The sequence below is a fragment of the Staphylococcus agnetis genome (assembly GCF_011466855.1).
Classification (GTDB): Bacteria; Bacillota; Bacilli; order Staphylococcales; family Staphylococcaceae; genus Staphylococcus; species Staphylococcus agnetis.
The window spans coordinates 1,576,849-1,597,337 of sequence record NZ_CP045927.1 but is presented as its reverse complement, the minus strand read 5'-3'; the positions used below and the strand labels follow the sequence as shown (position 1 = coordinate 1,597,337).

Sequence of the window (20,489 nt, the reverse complement as noted above, 5' to 3'; positions counted from 1 at the left end):
TATGGCAGGAGATATCATTAACACAATTATCGCATTCATTAAGTTAATCGCTGAAACTGTACAAAAATTCACTAAGAAGTAATCATTCTCCCAAATGCTAAAAATCTTTTTCCATTAGTAATTGAAGCTTAAAAGTCAGGTTTCTATATTGAGACTATTGTAAACATTTAATAATCGTTAAATTCACTAAATTTTTTCATAATTAATAACATCCCCAATTAATTAAATAGAATAACTGTAAACAAATAAACATTCCCTTAATATTAAATTTAAAGGCGAGCCCCTCCCAAGCTCGCCTTTTTTATATGTGAAAATATTGATATATATCTGGACGTAAGTTATCGAAAACTGGAATGTTTTTTCGTTGTTGTTCAACTTCTTTTAAATCAAGCTCTACTGTTAGTACAGTTTCTCCTTGGTTCGCTTCTTCTAAAATATCTCCATTTGGATTAATGACCATTGAATGTCCAGCAAAAGTTGTTTCTCCGTCAGAACCGCACGTATTTGCGGCAACTACAAACATATCATTTTCAATGGCTCTTGCTTGTAAAAGTTTTCTCCAATGTGATTGGCGTACTTCTGGCCATTGCGCGACATAAAACATGATTTGTGCGCCACTAGCTGCAGGATAACGTGTTAATTCAGGGAAGCGCAAATCGTAACAAATGATTTGAGAAACAGGTGTATTGTTGCTTAATGTAAAAGTATAAGGTACATGCTCACCTGCATCTAAAAATTGTGGTTCATTTAACATAGGTACTAAATGAATTTTATGATATTCATAAATTTTTTGACCTTCACAGTTTACAGCAAATGCGGTGTTATAAATGTTTTCTTTAACACGATTTGATACAGAACCTGCAATAATATCTACATTATATTGATGTGCTAAAGACTGTATGAATGTTAGAGACTGATCTAGGTTTTTATCACTACATTGATTTAACGAGGATAAAGCATATCCGTTATTCCACATTTCAGGTAATACAACCACATCAGTATCAGTACTTACATTTTCGGAAAATAATTGGGTGATTTTTTTGGCATTTTCATTTGGTGATTGTGGTTTGACGTTAAATTGTAAAATTTGAACTTTCATATGAAATTCCCCCATGTCCATCGTTGCTATTATTGTACTAAAATAAGAGCGGCGTATCAAAATATGATTGATGACAGACCGGGGAAGTGAGACATAAGGTTTATAGGGTGGTATTTAAGGTAACAATTGTTTATACTAGGTTTGACATAAATCTTAAGGAGGTGTTTGGGTTGCATAAATTAAAAACGAGGCACATGTTAAGCGGAACATGTATCACTTTATTGACACTTGGAACGCTATATGGCGTACCTAATAATTTGACGGATACAACGATTGCCATAACTTCATCGCATTCGAATGAAACAAATTCGACTAATGAACAACCATCGACAGAACACCCGTCAACAGAACAGCCATCGACAGAAGAACCGTCAACAGAACAGCCATCGACAGAAGAACCGTCAACAGAACAGCCATCGACAGAAGAACCGTCAACAGAACAGCCATCGACAGAAGAACCGTCAACAGAACAGCCATCAACCGAAGAACCGTCAACAGAACAGCCGTCGACAGAAGAACCGTCAACAGAACAGCCATCGACAGAAGAACCGTCAACCGATCAACCACCACCACCGCCACCTAAACCAGATGGCCCCTCACAGGGGAATTCAGATGAATCCAATCCAGGAGGCGACCGTGGCCAATCACCTAAACCAAATGATAATAATCAGTCTGAGCAAACCACACCAGGTTCAAACCGACCAGGAAGTAATGAAGCGACCACAGCTGGAGTAAATGGGTCAAACTTTAATCGAGACAATAAAATGCTTAATCCCTATCAAAATCAGTTGTTTTCGCAACCGCAAAATGAGTCAAAGCGTAATGCGTTTTCTGTTGCAAATTTTAATCCTTTTTCCTCAGAACAATATTATCAACTTTTAGATCGTAATATGTTAGCACTTATGTCAGGGGAATTTGGATCAAATGATAATCGTAAAAGGTTATTTGGTAAATCATTTTTAAATCATCAAAATGAAGATAAAGTTCGTGAAATCAATCAAAATGGTGAAAATTTAGAGGCACATCAACAAGGAAAACAAACAATAGGAAACCATGGGAATTTAAGTTTAATTAAATATATGGGTGTAGGTTTAGCAAGTATCATTTTTATTGTGGCTTTTAGTATCGTGATATGGAAAAGAATTAGAAAAATGAATTAAAAACGACTTCCCTATGATAAGGGGAGTCGTTTATTTTAAAGTAATTCGATATGTCTATGCAAGTATTATTGTGAAGCCACTTATAGTAGAGAAATCATATGAAATATGAATTGTGTTTGCTTCAAAGACTCTTCAACAAGTTTTTCTGGTAAAGAAAATTGTATTAAGGCTACAATACCGTTTTGAGCCATATGGATTCCTATCGCAACACTTAAGCGCTTTGTATAACAGTAAAAGCCAGAAAAGATGATCCCCATCACAAAATAGGGTAAGAAATGTGAAAAGTCCATATGTGCCACTGCAAAGATGGCAGAACTGATGACACTGGCAATGATAAATCGAATGGCTTTTGATCCTTTTAAAACTTGGTATAATTCTCCAAATAATACCCTTCTAAATACAAACTCTTCTAACAATGGACCGATGATCGTAATTAATAAAAAGAATACAGGCATTTGTCGAGCGATTTTCATTAAACGCAACGTATTTTCGCTCGCTTGCTGATGTCCTAGTACAAATACAGTGATGACATTAACGATAATTTGAGTTATAAAAACAATGCCAAGTCCAGCGATAATCCAAGGGATAATATAACGTTTAGGCTCTTTTTTACCTAATTCGAGTTGTAATGGGTTTTTGACATACCAATGCATTATGATAATGACTATAGCGACAATAATAAATCCTATTAATTGAATATGTATGAGTTGTTTCATTTGATCTAACTGATGTGCAGTTGATGGTAATAGATGTAATTTATTTAATATCGCTGGAGCGAATTGAGCAATCACATAGAACACAACAGTTAATATTGAAACAAGAATTCGATTCATAATTTACCTCCTTTCTCAGTATTCTTATCATATCCTATCACACCTTACGATACAATTAACCTAATCGTAATACTTGAAGTTTTGACTAACTTTGATTATTATAAATGTTAGATTAGCACTTAGAAGTAGTGAGTGCTAAATAATGCATCAACTTAAGGAGGCAACAACACATGTTAAAACCAATTGGAAACCGCGTTGTTATTGAAAAGAAAGAAAGAGAACAAACAACTAAAAGCGGTATTGTATTAACAGATTCTGCAAAAGAGAAATCAAACGAGGGCGAAGTAGTCGCTGTAGGTACTGGACGCATACTTGATAATGGTCAACGCGTTGAATTAGAAGTTAGTGTTGGCGATCGTGTTGTGTTCCAACAATATGCTGGTACAGAAGTTAAGCGAGGCGAAACCACTTATCTTATCTTAACTGAAGAAGATATTTTAGCGATTATTGAAGATTAATATAGATAAAAAGATCGACTCATATACATTTAAAAAAAGAAATCAACGATGGAGGTTTGACAAAATGGCAAAAGAATTAAAGTTTTCAGAAGATGCACGTCAAGCAATGTTACGTGGTGTAGATAAACTAGCAAATGCAGTTAAAGTAACTATTGGACCTAAAGGTCGTAATGTTGTTTTAGATAAAGAATTTACAGCACCGTTAATTACTAACGATGGTGTTACAATTGCAAAAGAAATTGAATTAGAAGATCCATACGAAAATATGGGGGCCAAACTTGTTCAAGAAGTCGCAAACAAAACGAATGAAATTGCCGGTGACGGTACAACGACTGCAACGGTTCTTGCACAAGCCATGATACAAGAAGGTTTGAAAAACGTGACAAGTGGTGCAAACCCTGTAGGGATTCGTCAAGGTATTGATAAAGCTGTGGCGGTTGCTATAGAAGCTTTACACAATATTTCTCAAAAAGTGGAAAATAAAGAAGAAATTGCTCAAGTTGGTTCTATTTCTGCTGCAGATGAAGAAGTGGGACGTTACATTTCTGAAGCAATGGAAAAAGTGGGTAATGACGGTGTCATTTCCATTGAAGAATCAAGTGGATTTAATACAGAATTAGATGTTGTTGAAGGGATGCAATTTGACCGTGGTTATCAATCACCATATATGGTAACAGATTCAGATAAAATGACTGCGGAATTAGAGAAACCTTATATATTAATTACTGATAAAAAAATCTCTTCATTCCAAGATATCCTTCCATTATTAGAACAAATTGTTCAATCTAATCGTCCAATTCTTATCGTTGCTGACGAAGTTGAAGGGGACGCTTTAACAAACTTAGTATTAAACCGTATGCGTGGCACATTTACAGCAGTTGCGGTAAAAGCACCTGGCTTTGGTGATCGTCGTAAAGCAATGTTAGAAGATTTAGCTATACTTACTGGTGCTCAAGTGATTACAGATGATTTAGGACTTGAACTTAAGGAAGCAACTATTGATATGTTAGGTACTGCAAGTAAAGTTGAAGTTACTAAAGATAACACAACTGTTGTCGATGGAGATGGTGACCCTACCAATATTGATGCACGTGTCAACCAACTTAAAGCTCAAATCGAAGAAACTGATTCTGATTTCGACCGTGAAAAATTACAAGAGCGTCTTGCTAAATTAGCAGGTGGTGTTGCCGTTATTAAAGTCGGTGCAGCATCAGAAACTGAATTAAAAGAACGTAAATTACGTATTGAAGATGCTTTAAACTCAACGCGTGCTGCAGTTGAAGAAGGTATTGTTGCTGGTGGTGGTACAGCACTTATGAACGTATACCAACAAGTAAGTGACATTGATGCTGAAGGTGATGAAGCGACAGGTATTAATATTGTTCTAAAAGCACTTCAAGCGCCAGTACGTCAAATTGCGGAAAATGCAGGCCTTGAAGGTTCTGTTATTGTTGAACGCATGAAAAATGCTGACCCAGGGGTTGGCTTCAATGCGGCTACAAATGAATGGGTAAACATGTTAGAAGCGGGTATCGTTGACCCGACGAAAGTGACACGCTCAGCATTACAACATGCAGCAAGTGTTGCAGCGATGTTCTTAACAACTGAAGCTGTTGTGGCAAATATTCCTGAAGAAAAAGGCAATGAAGCCCCTCAAATGGGTGGCATGCCTGGTATGATGTAAAATAGCTGTAGCTATTGTTTTGATAAGGTTTGGGTGCATAGAAAAGGCATCAAAAATCGCAAACATAAACCGTTCAGTTCAGTTAAACTAAACGGTTAATAATTCTAAAGAGGCGCTTTCCATAAGTTGACTAAACTTTTGGAGGGTGTCTTTTTAGTTTAAGTAATGAATTCAAACACATGAGCGATTGTCTAGTAAATTGAAAACTTTTAATTGCATTCGTCTATTATACTCATATAATGGCGCATATGCATCATCGCAATTTTAGTCTAGGGCTAAATGCAAAATAACGTCTTACCATTTCAATGACCATCATCCACACAATATGTCCAAAGCACTCGGAAATATGTTCAGCAGCCGGTTGTTGAAGTGGACTAGGAACGACATGCATCACTGGCATGATGACGAGATGAAATGCTATCCAAATGAAAATACCAAATAATGCCCCATAACCTAGTGTGATTTTTGTATATTTAGTTGCTAGAAAAATATAAATAATTGCGATAACAATTGAAAAACTGTAATGCACAATAAAACTCACCCATGGTAGCGCATGTTCAGAAAATTGATAAGTGAGGTGTGTGATATCAGAAGGTAATCCAAACAATTGAAGTAATTGTTGTGGCGGATTCGTAGCGTCTCTCGCCGGTGTTCTTGGTGGAAACATCACTTCCCATCCTAATTTAACAATCCCAGATAAAAGTCCACCAATGATACTAGCCCAAAGTAGAGTTGCCCAATTTTGATATGCTTTTGCGTTCATTTGAAACATCCTCTTTCTTTTTTAAATTTAAATTAAAGCAGTCTGAACTTAAAATCTTTTATACAAGTAAAGTATATACCTTAATATAATGAGTGGTTATAAAAAATAGTTACAACTTTTTAACAAAATTAATAGAAGTATTTGACCGTAAAGGATAAATGATAACAAATGAAATTGTTTAGTTATGATAAATATTCATATAGGACGCTATTCTTACACGTTTTTGAAAAGACATCGTTTATGCTAATATGAAGATAATAGATATAAGCTACGTATAGAACCTCATATCAATTCGTTATAATATTACAATCGTGAGGAGAAAGATATGGAAATTATCTCTAAAATTATTGAATTTATCTTCGTGCAATTATCAAATTGGATAGGTGTGCTCTCTTCTTTTAAAAGAAAAAGACAACGTAAGAAAGGATGAAAGTCAATGAATATCAGCATATTTTGGGAGAAGTTCGTTGAAAAATATCCAGAATATCAATCATATTCTTATACAGCATGGCAATTTGGAGTTGATGCGTCACATTTAGCAAATTTAGTGATTCAAGGTAAGAAAACAGCGACGACAAGCGCTTATACACTCTATGCCATTGATGCTGAACATTTACCAAAAGTTGGAGACTTAAGTATCGTTTTGAGCGATACAAACGAACCGATGTGCATTATTAAAACAACGCGTGTTGAAAAAGTACCTTATTGTGAGGTGACTGCGCAACATGCTTTTTTAGAAGGGGAAGGCGATCGCACATTAAATTATTGGAAAAAGGCGCATGCGGAGTTTTTTAATGAAGAGTTTCAGAAATATGGTTTAATATTTAATGAACGTGAATTGATGGTTTGTGAAACTTTTGAATGTCTTTTTTATTGAGGTTATCCTCACAAACTTTCAACTTATTTACAGAAATTTTTAGCAGTTGATATCATGCGTTGTTCATGCTCGAGTAATTGTATCTTACGATGTAGACCACTATTAAATCCTCCGAGACCTCCATCTTTACGCAATACACGATGACAAGGGATTATAATAGAAATTGGATTTTGGCCTATTGCAGTAGCTACTGCACGCGTACTTTTTGGGCGTCCAATTTTTTGTGCAATATCACTGTAATTCACAGTTTGCCCCACATTTAGTTCTCGTAATGCTTGCCAAACACTTTGCTGAAAAGGGGTACCTGAATCCAACTGTAACGGGGTTGTAAAGGAGTGATACGCCCCATGTAGATAAGCAGTTAATTCGTAAATCACTTGATCGATTAAAGCTGAAATTGAAACTCGGACAAGGCGTCCGCGCTGCGTTAATTTTTGAAGTGCTGTCTCGTAATCTTTGGCATCTTTGAAGCTTAATAGCACAATAGCTTCTTCAGTTGCCACCGCGCGCATTTCACCTAATGGTGTCATAAAATCTTTATAATAGTATTTCATCTTGATTCCTCACATTATTTGGGCTTAAATCCATCGACACTGATAGAAACATTTTGTTTTCCAAATGCTTGTATCATTAAATTTTGTACATATTGATAGGCATCACGTTGAAACCAGTCCATTTCGTCGATAGATGCATAGATATTTTCTATATTTAATGATTGGGTTCGTCGCCCGTTAGAACCATCTCCCATAAAATAATCATCTACCGTCACCTGATCTGTATAAGGTTTTAATAATTCAGCGAACTGATCCGTACACGGCAATACAGGTGCCACTGCCACTTGAACCGGAATATGTGCTTGCTTTAATTTTTTTAGCGTAGACAATCGTGCTTGAATACTTGGTGCGTGCGGCGTAAAGTGACGGATGATTTCTTCTCGATCGGTTTCTATCGTCATGCTTACGATAAAGTCGCCTTTATACGTTGATAAAAGATCAATATCGCGTTGGATTAAAGTACCTCTAGTTTGTATAAATAAAAAATCTGGTGGCGTTTCATGCATCACTTCTAACAATTGACGTGTGACTTTATACTTTTTTTCAATCTGTTGATAGGGATCAGTTGATGAAGACATAAATAGGGTTGTAGGTCCTTTTTGTTTTGCTCTTAACAATTCCTTCTTAAATTGATTAGACATGTCTTCTTTAACGGTAACCCATTCCCCCCATGTTTTACCTGAAAAGAGTGATATGGGTGATTTTCTTACATAACAATAATGACAGCCAAATTGACATCCCATGTATGGGTTTAATGTATGTGTATAATCTGATAAGAAACCGCTTGCTTTTGTAAGAAATTGTTTAGGTTGTCGAAATTCAATATCCATATCATCATCCCCGTTAATATGAAACGACGAAATCAAATCTATGTTGATCTCGTCGTTAATCATGTGTGTGCATCTATGATGATTTATGCTTGTAATTCTTCTATTGCTAACGCGATTTTACTAAATACATGTTCAATCTCGTCTTTTTCAATACAGCTAAATGCAATTCGTATATCTTGTTCGTTAAGCGAGATAATACCAATTGAATATTTTTCAAGTAAATATTGGCGTAACGTTTCAGCATCAACACCGAATACTTGAAGTGCCATGAAATAGCCGGAATTAAAGTCATAAGGTTGCCATAGTGATTGGTACTCATCTCTATAAACGATGTCTTTTGTTACATTATAGCGTTCACGTAATGTTTCGATGTTGTTTTGTATTTGTGCATCAAATGTTTCATTATTTTCTAAAACATATTGTACTGCTGCTTGAGATGGCGTTGCACCACTTGAAATGTTACTACGAATTAATCCTTTTAATTTAGCTTCTAAAATCGATTTTGTTTCATCATCCGATAGACCAAATGTCATGAAACCAACACGGAATCCCCATGCGAAAAACTCTTTTGTCGCGCCATCTAAACGTACGGGTAATACACGTTCATTTTGAAGTTGAGTTAATGCTGTGAAAATCGATTGTTCATATACTTCCTCGTAGAAAAGACCGTAATAGGCGTCGTCAACTACAGCAATGACATTAACACCACGCTGAGCAAGCTTATCTATTGCGTTAACAATACTTTGAACTTCAGATTGCGTAGGTGTGTAGCCAGTAGGGTTGTTCGGATAATTCAAAATCAAAATTACTTTCTCTTGATCAATTTGTTCTAATTTATTTACTAAACCTTCAGTTGTATAGTGTCCTTCGTTAGTAAAGATTGGGTATGTTTCAATATTTGCCTGATGGCGTACCCCGAAAACAAGCTTATAATTGCCCCAATTATGATTTGGTAATAAAAGGGTATCATTTTCATTAACGAACATATCACCAACTAAAGATAATCCGTGTGTCAGTGCATTCGTCACTACAGGTGTGCTTATTTGGTCTTCAGCAAGATCAGGATTTTCTTTCAACATTTTTTGTTTCCACAACAGTCGTAGTTGTTCTAAGCCTTGTGGCGGAGCATATGAAAAAACTTCATCCGTTGACATGTGATTAAAAATATCATATAACGCACCTGCGTACATCTTTCCATCTTTTGTTGTAGCCATACCAATTGTCGCGTTATAGTCTGATGATTTTGCTTCAGCGGATTGTGTCAAAATACCTTTAGGGTAGTACATACTTTTACCTAAATCAGATAGCATGTCTAATACGATAGGGTTTGAACGATTTAATGCGTCATTTAATGAGAGTGCTAGCGGGTTCATAAACGTCAACCTTTCCATAATTATAGATACTCTTACTATACCTTGAAATACATAAAAATTAAAGAGATGGAAAGCGTATTCAATGAATATCACAATCGAAATGGTCGGTAGGAAATTAAATATTAAATTTGATATACTAATACCAATTGAGGTGAAAGAATGATTAAACATTTAACTAAAATATTTTTACTGTTAGCGATTATTGTATTTTTAATAGGGGCATTCTTTCAATTCCAAGAAGAAGAAGCATCAGCAATAAAATTGTTTTTAGCCTCTATTTTGTTTATGATATGTGCTTTTATAAGCCGTAACAATGATAGGAAAAAGGGAAGATAACATACATCTGACATTTTCGTACGCTGAGTCAATTTATTTGAAGAAGAGGGAAGATGCCTCTTCTTTTTAGCTTTTAAACCAAGTTATTTTTTGATGAGGTGGCTTAAGTTTAAAATGACCTAAAATTGATACATGAACAGTTGCGCTTCATTTGATAATTTTGTTATTGTAACCATGGTACTTGTTTACCAAACACTAATATATTTAATTTTAACAAGTTATTAATTTTACGTGATTATGATGATTTATGAAACCAAGAAGTTGTCACTAACATGTGAATATGTATTTTGAAAATTACAATGTTAAGAGGAATGTACAAACAGGTGTTTAATTAAGCTCTAATAAACTATCTTTGATTGCGAAAAAGTGAAAACAATATACACCTTTTGTGCCAAGAAATCAATTTTATATGGGAAAATTGGCTTGACCAAGTGACATATGACAACGTTTCTGTAACATGGATACAATAGGTTACATACATTTGGGTATTTTTTAAGAAAGTAATGGCAGCGATAACGACTTAAATATTGCAATAGGTACGTTAATAGAAATGAGGAGGACATTGATATGCATTTAAAAAATATCACAAAACGATATGGTGATAAAACTGTATTAGATGCCATAGATTTTGCGTTTAATGATAGTAAAATTGTGGGTTTAATAGGAAAGAATGGTGTAGGTAAAACCACCATTATGAAAATTATGAATGGAAACATCGTGAATTATTCAGGTGATGTTCAGATCGGCAAAGATGAAAATATAGGTTATTTAATCGAACATCCAAAATTATACGATAATAAAAGTGGTTTATATAATTTAAAGCTTTTCGCACATGTATTAGGTAAAGGTTACGATAAAGCATACACTGAATCTATTATTCGCGCATTCGGCATGGAATCGTATATTAAAAGAAAAGTAGGCAAATACTCAATGGGGATGAAACAAAAACTTGCCATTGCAGTGTCACTAATGAACAAACCTAAATACTTAATACTTGATGAGCCTACAAATGGGATGGATCCTGATGGTTCCATTGATGTTTTGAAGACCATTGAAAAACTTGTTCATGATTTAGATATGAAAATTTTAATTTCAAGCCATAAATTAGAAGATATTGAGTTGATATGTGATCGAGCAGTTTTCCTTAGAGATGGACATTTTGTTCAAGATGTTAATATGGCAGAAGGACAAACGTCAGATCAAACTCTAATACAAGTCGACCACAACGATTTTGACAATGCATTACAATACTTGGAATCTCATTTTAAAGTGATACAAAGTTTAAGAGAAAATGGAGAAATTATTTTAAATGCACAACAAAGTTATCAACCTTTATTAAAAGGGCTGGCTACGATAGATATTTATCCTAATTTTATCGAAACACGTCGCGCTTCTCTGAGAGACACGTATTTCAATATTAATCAAAGAGGTGGCCAATCATGAACATCATGCAATTAATCAAATATGATATCATTAGTATTTTTAAAAGCCCATTAACTTATATCGCATTAGTGTTAGGGATTGCACCCGTTCTCATAGCTGTAGGTATTAATGTCGGTAATCATAGAGACGTAGATCCAGTCATTATGTTTAGTGTTGGAAAATGGTTCTTTTCACTCATCGGTTTAATGTTTATTGTTAAAACTATCACAAGAGATACAAGCCAAGGAACAATTCAACTATTTATCAATAATACGAGAAATCGTGTGAGTTACTTTATTGCGAAATTTGTATCGATAATCTTAATCTCTTTACTAATGACAGGTGTTGTTGTTTTAATGACATATATCATTACTTGGACGACAAAAGGACCGTCATTTGAAACAAAATACGTATGGGAATTAATCGCATTTTATCTCATGTTATTTATGATTTATGGTTTGGTATTATTTTTAATTAATTTATTTGTTCAAAAACCAGCATTAGTCTACACATTAGGTATTTTATTACTTTTAATATTACCTGTTGTAAAGCCATTTATTCCGTTGATTCCGGAAATTGGTGAAAAAATTAATGACGCTTTAAAATATATTCCATTCAGTTATTTAAGTGATATGTCGATGAATGTGGATTTAGATTTTACTAAATGGCAATGGGCGATTAATGCATTCACACTAATCATCTTCTTTATTATAAATATCGTTATTATTAAAAAGAGAGATATTTAACACGAACGCCATTTAGCGCTTAAATTGGAAATATTAATACGATAAGCCTTCAAAATTCGATGTATGAATTTTGAGGGCTTTTTACTATTTAATGATAATTAATGACGATAAGAAACGATGCTACTTCTATAAAAGTTAGAGGAGAAAGCGTTTACACAAACGGCGAAGTATATTAGAATACTTGTATACAACTTCGAGGTGATATGATGAAAGTTCCTGAAAAATGGTTATACCAACAAAACACAGGTGAAAAAATTGCAACAGTATTACGCTTTAATATTATCAATGGCCATTATTTAGAACATACCGTTTTAACAGAAAATCAAATTGCGCAACAATTTAATGTGAGTCGTTCTCCGGTAAGAGATGCTTTCAAAATACTGAATCAAGAGCATATGATACGACTTGAAAGAATGGGGGCAGAAATTGAGCCATTTACACAAACAAAACAGCAAGAACTCACTGATATTCGATTAATGATTGAATCATTTGCGTTTACTAAAGTCACTTCAAACGATGACATATCATTGCTTCTTCAAGACATGTACCAGACGCTTGAAATGATGCGTGTATGTGTTCAATTTAAAGATGCTGTGGGTTTTGCTGAATATGATTTACAATTTCATGAGCATCTCGTCTATGCATGTCATCACGATGCGCTTATGAATATATGGCAGTCTCTTCGTCAAAAATTACTGTGCACGGTGTACATCAGTATGGCTACACGTATGGAATCTGATATCGATGACTTTAAACGCATTCTTGATAATCATAGATTGTATATAGAAGCTGTCAGGGACAGAGATAATACTAAAATGTATCAAGCGTTTAAAGCTAATTTTAGTGATTTAAATGACAACATTGGTGCTTTTTGGAGAACACAATAATGGGGGAGATTCATGTGAATACATTGAGTATAGGTGTAGATATTGGAACAACAAATACGAAAGCTGTATTATTTGATAATTCAGGGCAAGTGCTCATCCATGAACAATATTCATATCCGCTCATCACAACTGACGCTGATACAGCAGAACAACATCCACAATCAATTTTAGAAGCGGTTGAATTCGTACTGATGAAGGTGATTCAGGCATCCAAACAATGGGGGGAACTCTCACATATTGCATTTAGTGCACAAATGCATAGTTTAATTTTAGTTGATGAACATATGGTTCCACTTACAAATTCAATCACTTGGGCAGACAATCGTGCAAAATATTGCGCTGAAAAATTGAAAAACAATCAAATGGGGGACTTAATTTATCGCAACACAGGGACCCCTATCCATGCAATGTCACCGCTATGTAAGTTGTTATGGTTCAAAGAAACACAACCTGATTTATTAAAAGCAACACATAAAGTGATTGATATTAAAACATTCGTTTTATATCACTTATCGGGTCAGTGTGTGACAGATATGTCAATCGCTTCAGCAACGGGTCTTTTTAATATTCATAAAAAATATTGGGATGATACGGCACTCAATCTTGTAGAACTCGCTTCACATCAACTCCCACAAGTTGTATCCACAACGTATTGCTTATCGATGTCTGAAAATGCTAAAAACCGTTTCCATTTACATAAGCAAGTACCAATGGTTGTTGGAGCGAGTGATGGTGTACTCTCCAATTTAGGTGTGGATAGTATGCGTCCTGGCGAAATTGCTGTAACTATTGGGACGTCAGGGGCTATTAGATCTGTAGTTCATGAACCGCTTATCGATCCAGAAGGACGAACATTTTGTTACATATTAGATGACTCACATTACGTCATCGGCGGTCCTGTCAATAATGGTGCTGTTACATTACAATGGCTCGGTGAACAAGTATTACACTATCCCCATCATTCAGAAGACCCTATTGATTTTGAAGAAATGATGCATCGAGCAAAATCTGTACCTATTGGTTCTGATGGATTAATATTTCACCCTTATTTATCCGGAGAACGTGCACCGTTATGGTCATCTGATGCAAAAGGATCTTTTATTGGTCTAACATTAGCACATCATCAAGGACATGTGATCAGAGCAGTGATGGAAGGTGTCATTTTCAATTTATATAGTGTTATGACAACTTTAACGCAGATTTCCAACATAACACCAACCTCCATTAAAGCAACAGGTGGATTTTCTAAAAATGAACTATGGAGGCAAATAATGGCTGATATATTTAACTGTCAAGTCATTGTACCGGAAGATTATGAAAGCTCCTGCCTTGGAGCAGTTATATTAGGAAAAAAAGCGTTGGGCCATCTTAATGATTATGAAGAAATATCATCGTGGATAGGTAAGACGATTTGTCATGAACCCATAAAAGGGCACGTCCAACAATATAAAGTACTTGGATCCATTTTTTTAGATATTCAAAAGCAAGTGTTAACTACTTATAAACATATCGCAGTATACCAACAGCAATTTAAAAACCAAACAGATGAGAGGGATCACAATGATTTATGATATATGGCCAATTTTAAGTGTCGTTATCGGCATACTTTTATTACTAATACTGATTATGAAAGTTAAATTGAATACATTCATTGCATTGATTGTAACTGCAGTAACGACTGGGATATTGTTAGGTATGCCATTGGACAAAATTATGACTACCATTGAAACAGGAATGGGCGGAACGCTTGGTCATATTGCACTGATCTTTGGATTGGGTGCCATGTTAGGTAAATTATTAGCTGATGGCGGTGGTGCAACGCAAATTGCGGATACACTCATCGCAAAGTTAGGTCAACGTTATGTCATGTGGGCGATGGTAATTGCCTCGTTTATCATTGGGATTGCATTATTTTTTGAAGTCGGCTTAGTTTTGCTTATTCCACTCGTATTTACAATCGCCAAACGTATGAAGATATCACAGTTAACGATAGGTTTGCCCATGGTAACAGCACTTTCGGTGACGCATGGCTTTTTACCACCGCATCCAGGTCCTGTCGTTATTGCCAAAGAACTTAATGCGAATATTGGAGAAGTGTTGTTATATGGTTTTATTGTGGCTATACCAGTCACTATTATAGCGGGTCCTTTATTTGTTAAACTCGCACCTCGATTAAGTCCCCAAGCTTTTTATAGAGAAGGAGATATATCGTCACTTGGAGCGTCAAAGTCTTTTGATAAAGCAGAATTACCTAGTTTTAAATTAAGTACTTTCACCGCATTATTACCTGTCATTTTAATGTTAATTACCACGGTGTGGCAACTTATTTCGGGTCACCAACAAGGTGCAACGAATTTCTTTGAACGTATTCTTTATTTTACAGGGTCTGCTGGAACGGCAATGCTTTTAGCAGTTATATTTGCGATATACAGTATGGGTTTAAAGCAGCGTAGAAAAATGTCTGAAGTGATGGATTCTGTAACACAAGCAATCTATCCTATAGGAATGATGATTTTAATTATAGGGGGAGGGGGCGCATTTAAGCAGATTTTAATTGATGGTGGTGTTGGTAAAACAATTGAGCACTTTTTTATCGGTTCTCAGTTATCACCGCTATTACTAGCTTGGTTAGTAGCAGCTTTATTGAGACTAGCATTAGGATCAGCCACAGTTGCTGCGATATCCACAACAGGTATTATTCTCCCTTTACTACAAACAGCTGATGTGAATTTAGCTTTAGTCGTATTAGCAATTGGCGCTGGCAGTGTATTTTGTTCGCATGTGAATGATGCAGGTTTTTGGATGTTTAAAGAATATTTTGGCTTAACCGTTAAAGAAACATTTTTAACATGGTCTTTAGTAGAAACGATTATATCTGTATCAGGTTTCGTTTTTGTTTATCTCTTAAGTCTAATTGTGTAAAGTGAATTTTCTAAGGGTATAACGTAGTAAAATATAAAGAGGTGACGATGATGCCCTGGACTATGTCAGATTATCCTAGCAGTTGGAAAAATTTAGAAAAACTTGAACGAAAAAAAGCAATCGATATTGGCAACGCGATGTTAAAAGACGGCTATAAAACATCAGATATCATCCCGATTGCAACTGCTCAAGCGGAAAAATGGTATCAAAATGCATCACAAGCAGAACGTGACCAGTTAAATCAAAAAAACATTACACAGCATGAGAAAAATCAATCAGCTAATCCTTCGTTAAATCAACGTGATGTACATGTTTATTTTGAAGATAACGTTTGGAAGGTTAAAACAGAATCCGCACAACAAGCAAGTGACACCTTTGACACTAAAAAAGATGCGATTGCACGTGCAAAAGAGATTGCAAATCATAAACAGACACGTGTTCAAACACATACAAAAGAATAAAAAATAACACACCTATCACGATGTAGAATTATGATAGGTGTGATTATATTTATAAACTTTTTATAATTGATTCGTATACATCGTTCCAAAATGTATGATCTGTTAAATATCGATTTCGAACCGTTTGATGAAATTCTTTTTCTTTATCATCATACGACTCATCTGATTGATCAGGTAAGTTTTGACGTAATGTATTAACGAACTTTTGAACAGATAATGCTCTTGGCCCCCATACTGCGATTTGTTCGTATTGATCATTCATAAAAATAAATATAGGTATCGCTCGTGCTCTCCCGTTCGTTAAGTATTGATCGATAAGATCGGTATTTTCATCTCTATAAAATGCACGTACTTCTAAATTAAGATGCTCAGATATGTGTTTTAAAATTGCATTATTCATCATTGCATCTGTGCACCAATCTTCTGTAATGATGAGTACATGTCTATACCCTTTATCTTTTAATGATTCTAATCTTGCATCATCCTTAGGAAAATCAAAACTATTGTAGATACTTAATAACCCCTCTTTATTAACATTCATATCTTCAATATATTGATTGATAGGTTTAGCCTGTTGATAATATGTTTTTAAATGCGCCATAAAAAACACCCTCCTTCGTTGATAATATTATACCAAGCTCTGTATTGAAAGAAAATTAAAAAGATTACAACAAATTAAGAATGTGACATTTACAATACAAATAATGGTACAAGGTTTAAATTTTTATTGGTTCAAATTATAATTTTAAGTGTTGAAATTATTATTTGAAAAGGGGGGAGATTAATGGATAAAATTACTTTCTTAAATGAATTAGAACATCAATTAAAGCGGCTACCTAACGATGTGATTGATGATATTATGAATCAATACGAAAATCATTTTTATAAAGAGAATGAGAAAGGCAAGACAGATCGCGAAATTATATTATCTCTCAATAAGCCAAAACAAATTGCAAAGAAAAAATATGCTAAATATGCTGTTAATGATGCTGAGAAAGAACCTGATTTTAGTCATTTAAGACGTGCTGTTCTCGCCACAATTGGAATGAGTATAGTGACGTTATTTTTTGTCGTTGTCCCATTAATTTTCCTTCTATTATTAATTATTATTAGTATTTTTATCTCATTAGGCATGATACTCGCACCTATTATTGTTTTCCTGACACAGTTGTATTCAGGAATTACTCAATTTTCACTAAGTAATTATTTATTTAGTTTTGCGTATTCTGGCTTAGGTATTATGTTATTTGTAATTATAGTTAAAGTAGTTTGCCTTTTACGTATTGCCTTATTACGTTATTTAAAATGGAATATAAATTTTATTAAAAAAGGGACATTTCAATCATGAAACGATTATTTTTAATGGGATTAACAATGTTTCTCATATTTTTCTTAATGGGAACACTCGTATGGTTCTTGTTCGAATCACGCCATAGTCAAACACAAACTACTGAAAAAGCGTTTAAGAAATCGAATATTGAAACTTTAAATGTAAATGCTAACAATGCGGATGTATACGTAAAAAAAGGCACTCACTTTCATGTAAAATATGTAGGCAAAGCCAATGTTAATATTTCTAAGCAAAATAAAATACTTCAAATTTCTGATAGTCAAGCCACTAAGAAGCGCATGATAGATGTCAATCCGTTCAATAAGTCTAAAGAACGATTAGAGATAACAGTACCTGAGAAATATTTAGAAGAATTAAATTTGACTACGCGTGTAGGCGAAGCGCATATTCAAGGTATAAAAAGTAAAAGTGTCACGATTTGGTATGAATCTACGGGTCAAGTGAACATTGACCATTGTCAGTTTAATGCTACAAATATAAAGGCTAAGGATTCATTTGTTAATATCACTAATAGTAGTCTTTCGGATTCTGATATATCAGTGCAAAAAGGGAAAATCACTGTTAATCAAGCACTTGTACGTAAAAGTGTTTTCAAAGTTAGTGAAGGTAGTATGATTCTTAACAATTTAAAACCGGAATGTGATTTTAAAGGGGCTGTTAATCATGGTGATATTTCAATGCGTTATTTAAACGCACCTGAAGATGTGATGCTCAAGTTAAATCCAGAAAATGGGAATATCAATATGAACACACCACATTTACATCAAGGGAAAAATGGTAAAGGTACACACCTCATCGAACTTTATACGAATCATGGTGATATAAATATTAAATAAAAAGAAGGAACGTTATTAGCTTTGCAACAAGCGCTTTTTAACGTTCCTCTTTTTGTTATAAGTTTAATGCGTGGCAAATGGAATTTCTGTATCAATTTGGCCCTCTAAATGTGTGATTTCAATTGTTTCGCCATTTAACCATTTACCAAAGTTTAAAGCTATTGGTGGTTGTCTTTCACCTAAACTGATCCAAGCAGTTAAAGTTTTTGGCTCATACATAGTCGTATGTATTGTCCCGCTCCAACTTTTGAACAATTTACTATAAATACCGTATTGTGGATCGTTAAACCGCTTAAAGATTTCAAAACGATCGCCTTGGTTTTTTATTTGATACTCAAGTTGCTCTAGTCTTTCTTTAGATTCCTTAATATAGTTTCTATTCTCATGTGTTAAATATTTAAAATGATTAGTACACGTATCATCATAACGTACATGTATGTTTCTAGGTGTCACTTCAACGATTGCATGTTTACCCGTTTGGTCTTGTAATATATAGCTGAAAGAGCTACGGTGAGGGATAGTTTGAAGTAGTTTAATGCCTTCTTCAACATTACGGCACGTTTCTAAGATAAGACGACCTATCATATAACAAACAAAACCATTTGCTGGCTTTTTACGATGCATAAAATTATATGCCATTACCAAACCGTGTTCATTCATACCATCCATCCGGCCTGTTGTGCGAGACATAGGACCTATCTGAGCGTAACCACCATCTGTAGGACGGTAAAGTTGATAACGACCATCGTATGTCGCTGGGTGATAGTCATAGTTTCTTACGATAAAATCTGGTCCAACAAACACTGTACATCTACTATCTGGTAAGTATGTAAAACGGTAATGTGCGAAATTTAATATTGCTTGCTTTGTAGAAATGTTCAAAGTATCCTGAAGACCTTTGATTTCTTCCCATATCGTTGGTGCAAATGTTTGAAATATACGGTAGGTTTCAGGTATATCGATATCAAAGCGTGGCACGCGTTTTTTCCATTCTTTCTCTCTATTTTTTAACATTTGAGTCGTCTGCATCCACTGTGCAACTTGAACGCCATAATCATAATGTGTTCCTTCAAATGTTTGTATATTTATACGGACGTCCTGCATCATTCATATTCCTCTCTGAAATCTATTTAACACAATTTGTTACGATGTTGTAATACTTCTTTAATGGAATTTGTATATTAACACTCATATAATAACATTATCTACAATTATAATTATTGAATAGCTCATTTAAGGAGTGATTGTAATGTGGCTTGAAGCATACTTACGCACTAAACGATGGTTATATCGCAACTTTGTAAGTTAAAATGAAAAAGATTGTTACAAACTTGAAGCAACCGTTTCAAGTGGGGTAACAATCTTTTTTTATTAAACATCTGTTACATTAGGAGTAATGTAAACGGTTTTTATTTTGTTATGTTTACTAGAGCTATCACCGAATGTTAATGTGACTAACGTTTTAGTTTGTTTCTTGTAATCTTGATTTTCATTCGTGTAAGTATAAAACATAATCATTTGGTTGCCGTGAATATGGGCACGATGAATCATTTCAAAATTCCACTGTAATTGAGAATCAGCTTCTACAGCTGCCATACGTGTGGCTAACAAATGAATGAGACGTGATTTATTTAAGGCAATTGGATCTCCGAAATCATTGATGTAATACGCAGAAACCGTATCGTCAATCATGTCTGATACACGTTCAAGATCATGATTTTTCCAAGAATTAAGAAATGATATATAAGGCATTGGCGTTACCTCTTTCTTACTGTTATTGTATTAAATGTAACATATTTTTATTGCGATATGAATAATAAGAAGTAATCGTAGTAGAAAGGGGTATAAGTTTCTTGTGACATATTGAGTATGTTATAATCATACATAGATAGACTAA

General features: G+C 34.5%; 22 protein-coding genes. 13 read left to right on the top strand and 9 right to left on the bottom strand.

Annotated features, from left to right (window positions below):
- Nucleotides 1-301 precede the first annotated feature (301 nt).
- On the bottom strand, nucleotides 302-1,099 hold the full coding sequence (locus GJE18_RS08145) for a carbon-nitrogen family hydrolase (RefSeq protein ID WP_107368990.1): 798 nt from the start codon (nucleotides 1,097-1,099) through the stop codon (nucleotides 302-304).
- Nucleotides 1,100-1,269: 170 nt separating this feature from the next.
- Between GJE18_RS08145 and GJE18_RS12265 the strand changes: the two genes are divergently transcribed.
- Complete coding sequence (locus GJE18_RS12265) at nucleotides 1,270-2,259, top strand: hypothetical protein (RefSeq protein WP_275087479.1); 990 nt, start codon at nucleotides 1,270-1,272, stop codon at nucleotides 2,257-2,259.
- 80 nt (nucleotides 2,260-2,339) lie between these two features.
- On the opposite strand, the gene mroQ is transcribed toward GJE18_RS12265, so the two are convergent.
- A complete protein-coding gene (gene mroQ, locus GJE18_RS08135; RefSeq protein WP_060551486.1) occupies nucleotides 2,340-3,092 on the bottom strand; it encodes an intramembrane glutamic endopeptidase MroQ in 753 nt (250 codons plus the stop codon).
- Between the two features lie 170 nt (nucleotides 3,093-3,262).
- Between mroQ and groES the strand changes: the two genes are divergently transcribed.
- Nucleotides 3,263-3,550: a co-chaperone GroES gene (gene groES / locus GJE18_RS08130; protein WP_060551485.1), complete on the top strand. Its 288-nt coding sequence runs from the start codon at nucleotides 3,263-3,265 to the stop codon at nucleotides 3,548-3,550.
- A 64-nt stretch (nucleotides 3,551-3,614) separates the two neighbouring features.
- On the top strand, nucleotides 3,615-5,234 hold the full coding sequence (groL, locus tag GJE18_RS08125; protein ID WP_060551484.1) for a chaperonin GroEL: 1,620 nt from the start codon (nucleotides 3,615-3,617) through the stop codon (nucleotides 5,232-5,234).
- 253 nt (nucleotides 5,235-5,487) lie between these two features.
- On the opposite strand, the gene GJE18_RS08120 is transcribed toward groL, so the two are convergent.
- A complete protein-coding gene (locus GJE18_RS08120) occupies nucleotides 5,488-5,997 on the bottom strand; it encodes a YagU family protein (protein WP_107368989.1) in 510 nt (169 codons plus the stop codon).
- Nucleotides 5,998-6,433: 436 nt separating this feature from the next.
- Here GJE18_RS08120 and GJE18_RS08115 point away from each other — a divergent pair, with 436 nt between their 5' ends.
- Complete coding sequence (locus GJE18_RS08115) at nucleotides 6,434-6,874, top strand: ASCH domain-containing protein (protein WP_060551466.1); 441 nt, start codon at nucleotides 6,434-6,436, stop codon at nucleotides 6,872-6,874.
- A gap of 23 nt (nucleotides 6,875-6,897) precedes the next feature.
- Here the strand turns inward: GJE18_RS08115 and GJE18_RS08110 are convergent, their stop codons facing one another.
- The 3 genes from GJE18_RS08110 to GJE18_RS08100 form a co-directional block, all read right to left on the bottom strand.
- Nucleotides 6,898-7,428 carry a methylated-DNA--[protein]-cysteine S-methyltransferase gene (locus GJE18_RS08110; RefSeq protein ID WP_107368988.1) on the bottom strand — a complete coding sequence of 177 codons (531 nt, stop codon included), beginning with the start codon at nucleotides 7,426-7,428 and terminating at the stop codon, nucleotides 6,898-6,900.
- Between the two features lie 14 nt (nucleotides 7,429-7,442).
- Nucleotides 7,443-8,258: an SPL family radical SAM protein gene (locus GJE18_RS08105; RefSeq protein WP_107368987.1), complete on the bottom strand. Its 816-nt coding sequence runs from the start codon at nucleotides 8,256-8,258 to the stop codon at nucleotides 7,443-7,445.
- An 83-nt stretch (nucleotides 8,259-8,341) separates the two neighbouring features.
- On the bottom strand, nucleotides 8,342-9,631 hold the full coding sequence (locus tag GJE18_RS08100; RefSeq protein ID WP_107368993.1) for an aminotransferase class I/II-fold pyridoxal phosphate-dependent enzyme: 1,290 nt from the start codon (nucleotides 9,629-9,631) through the stop codon (nucleotides 8,342-8,344).
- A gap of 162 nt (nucleotides 9,632-9,793) precedes the next feature.
- Between GJE18_RS08100 and GJE18_RS08095 the strand changes: the two genes are divergently transcribed.
- The 7 genes from GJE18_RS08095 to GJE18_RS08065 all read left to right on the top strand — a co-directional run bounded on the left by GJE18_RS08095 (nucleotide 9,794) and on the right by GJE18_RS08065 (nucleotide 16,405).
- Complete coding sequence (locus GJE18_RS08095; protein WP_234022042.1) at nucleotides 9,794-9,967, top strand: SE1626 family protein; 174 nt, start codon at nucleotides 9,794-9,796, stop codon at nucleotides 9,965-9,967.
- A 567-nt stretch (nucleotides 9,968-10,534) separates the two neighbouring features.
- The gene (pmtC, locus tag GJE18_RS08090; protein WP_060551463.1) at nucleotides 10,535-11,410 is read left to right on the top strand and encodes a phenol-soluble modulin export ABC transporter ATP-binding protein PmtC; all 876 of its coding nucleotides are present in this window, start codon (nucleotides 10,535-10,537) and stop codon (nucleotides 11,408-11,410) included.
- On the top strand, nucleotides 11,407-12,135 hold the full coding sequence (gene pmtD, locus GJE18_RS08085) for a phenol-soluble modulin export ABC transporter permease subunit PmtD (protein WP_037566985.1): 729 nt from the start codon (nucleotides 11,407-11,409) through the stop codon (nucleotides 12,133-12,135). Before pmtC ends, pmtD begins: the two co-directional genes overlap by 4 nt.
- Nucleotides 12,136-12,341: 206 nt before the next feature.
- On the top strand, nucleotides 12,342-13,022 hold the full coding sequence (locus tag GJE18_RS08080) for a GntR family transcriptional regulator (protein ID WP_060551462.1): 681 nt from the start codon (nucleotides 12,342-12,344) through the stop codon (nucleotides 13,020-13,022).
- A complete protein-coding gene (locus GJE18_RS08075) occupies nucleotides 13,022-14,593 on the top strand; it encodes a gluconokinase (RefSeq protein ID WP_107369019.1) in 1,572 nt (523 codons plus the stop codon). The genes GJE18_RS08080 and GJE18_RS08075 overlap by 1 nt, the downstream gene beginning before the upstream one ends.
- Complete coding sequence (locus GJE18_RS08070; RefSeq protein WP_107369018.1) at nucleotides 14,583-15,944, top strand: gluconate:H+ symporter; 1,362 nt, start codon at nucleotides 14,583-14,585, stop codon at nucleotides 15,942-15,944. Before GJE18_RS08075 ends, GJE18_RS08070 begins: the two co-directional genes overlap by 11 nt.
- A gap of 50 nt (nucleotides 15,945-15,994) precedes the next feature.
- Complete coding sequence (locus GJE18_RS08065; RefSeq protein WP_060551459.1) at nucleotides 15,995-16,405, top strand: DUF2188 domain-containing protein; 411 nt, start codon at nucleotides 15,995-15,997, stop codon at nucleotides 16,403-16,405.
- Between the two features lie 49 nt (nucleotides 16,406-16,454).
- Here the strand turns inward: GJE18_RS08065 and GJE18_RS08060 are convergent, their stop codons facing one another.
- Nucleotides 16,455-17,006 (bottom strand): thioredoxin family protein, encoded by a 552-nt coding sequence (locus GJE18_RS08060; RefSeq protein WP_060551458.1) that lies wholly within the window; start codon nucleotides 17,004-17,006, stop codon nucleotides 16,455-16,457.
- Between the two features lie 183 nt (nucleotides 17,007-17,189).
- Here GJE18_RS08060 and GJE18_RS08055 point away from each other — a divergent pair, with 183 nt between their 5' ends.
- Nucleotides 17,190-17,753, top strand: a complete 564-nt coding sequence (locus GJE18_RS08055) for an HAAS signaling domain-containing protein (RefSeq protein WP_060551457.1) — start codon at nucleotides 17,190-17,192, stop codon at nucleotides 17,751-17,753.
- Complete coding sequence (locus GJE18_RS08050; RefSeq protein ID WP_060551456.1) at nucleotides 17,750-18,592, top strand: DUF4097 family beta strand repeat-containing protein; 843 nt, start codon at nucleotides 17,750-17,752, stop codon at nucleotides 18,590-18,592. The genes GJE18_RS08055 and GJE18_RS08050 overlap by 4 nt, the downstream gene beginning before the upstream one ends.
- A gap of 63 nt (nucleotides 18,593-18,655) precedes the next feature.
- Here the strand turns inward: GJE18_RS08050 and GJE18_RS08045 are convergent, their stop codons facing one another.
- Entirely contained in the window at nucleotides 18,656-19,696 is a 1,041-nt protein-coding gene (locus GJE18_RS08045) for a C45 family autoproteolytic acyltransferase/hydrolase (RefSeq protein ID WP_165886178.1), read from the bottom strand.
- Nucleotides 19,697-19,963: 267 nt separating this feature from the next.
- A complete protein-coding gene (locus GJE18_RS08040) occupies nucleotides 19,964-20,344 on the bottom strand; it encodes a hypothetical protein (protein WP_037566976.1) in 381 nt (126 codons plus the stop codon).
- Nucleotides 20,345-20,489 lie beyond the last annotated feature (145 nt).

Bases quoted from the DNA above. Each gene is read 5' to 3' on its own strand.
- GJE18_RS08145 (WP_107368990.1), bottom strand. From the start codon at position 1,099: ATGAAAGTTCAAATTTTACAATTTAACGTCAAACCACAATCACCAAAT.
- mroQ (WP_060551486.1), bottom strand. From the start codon at position 3,092: ATGAATCGAATTCTTGTTTCAATATTAACTGTTGTGTTCTATGTGATT.
- groES (WP_060551485.1), top strand. From the start codon at position 3,263: ATGTTAAAACCAATTGGAAACCGCGTTGTTATTGAAAAGAAAGAAAGA.
- groL (WP_060551484.1), top strand. From the start codon at position 3,615: ATGGCAAAAGAATTAAAGTTTTCAGAAGATGCACGTCAAGCAATGTTA.
- GJE18_RS08120 (WP_107368989.1), bottom strand. From the start codon at position 5,997: ATGAACGCAAAAGCATATCAAAATTGGGCAACTCTACTTTGGGCTAGT.
- GJE18_RS08115 (WP_060551466.1), top strand. From the start codon at position 6,434: ATGAATATCAGCATATTTTGGGAGAAGTTCGTTGAAAAATATCCAGAA.
- GJE18_RS08110 (WP_107368988.1), bottom strand. From the start codon at position 7,428: ATGAAATACTATTATAAAGATTTTATGACACCATTAGGTGAAATGCGC.
- GJE18_RS08105 (WP_107368987.1), bottom strand. From the start codon at position 8,258: ATGGATATTGAATTTCGACAACCTAAACAATTTCTTACAAAAGCAAGC.
- GJE18_RS08100 (WP_107368993.1), bottom strand. From the start codon at position 9,631: ATGAACCCGCTAGCACTCTCATTAAATGACGCATTAAATCGTTCAAAC.
- pmtC (WP_060551463.1), top strand. From the start codon at position 10,535: ATGCATTTAAAAAATATCACAAAACGATATGGTGATAAAACTGTATTA.
- pmtD (WP_037566985.1), top strand. From the start codon at position 11,407: ATGAACATCATGCAATTAATCAAATATGATATCATTAGTATTTTTAAA.
- GJE18_RS08080 (WP_060551462.1), top strand. From the start codon at position 12,342: ATGAAAGTTCCTGAAAAATGGTTATACCAACAAAACACAGGTGAAAAA.
- GJE18_RS08075 (WP_107369019.1), top strand. From the start codon at position 13,022: ATGGGGGAGATTCATGTGAATACATTGAGTATAGGTGTAGATATTGGA.
- GJE18_RS08070 (WP_107369018.1), top strand. From the start codon at position 14,583: ATGATTTATGATATATGGCCAATTTTAAGTGTCGTTATCGGCATACTT.
- GJE18_RS08065 (WP_060551459.1), top strand. From the start codon at position 15,995: ATGCCCTGGACTATGTCAGATTATCCTAGCAGTTGGAAAAATTTAGAA.
- GJE18_RS08060 (WP_060551458.1), bottom strand. From the start codon at position 17,006: ATGGCGCATTTAAAAACATATTATCAACAGGCTAAACCTATCAATCAA.
- GJE18_RS08055 (WP_060551457.1), top strand. From the start codon at position 17,190: ATGGATAAAATTACTTTCTTAAATGAATTAGAACATCAATTAAAGCGG.
- GJE18_RS08050 (WP_060551456.1), top strand. From the start codon at position 17,750: ATGAAACGATTATTTTTAATGGGATTAACAATGTTTCTCATATTTTTC.
- GJE18_RS08045 (WP_165886178.1), bottom strand. From the start codon at position 19,696: ATGCAGGACGTCCGTATAAATATACAAACATTTGAAGGAACACATTAT.
- GJE18_RS08040 (WP_037566976.1), bottom strand. From the start codon at position 20,344: ATGCCTTATATATCATTTCTTAATTCTTGGAAAAATCATGATCTTGAA.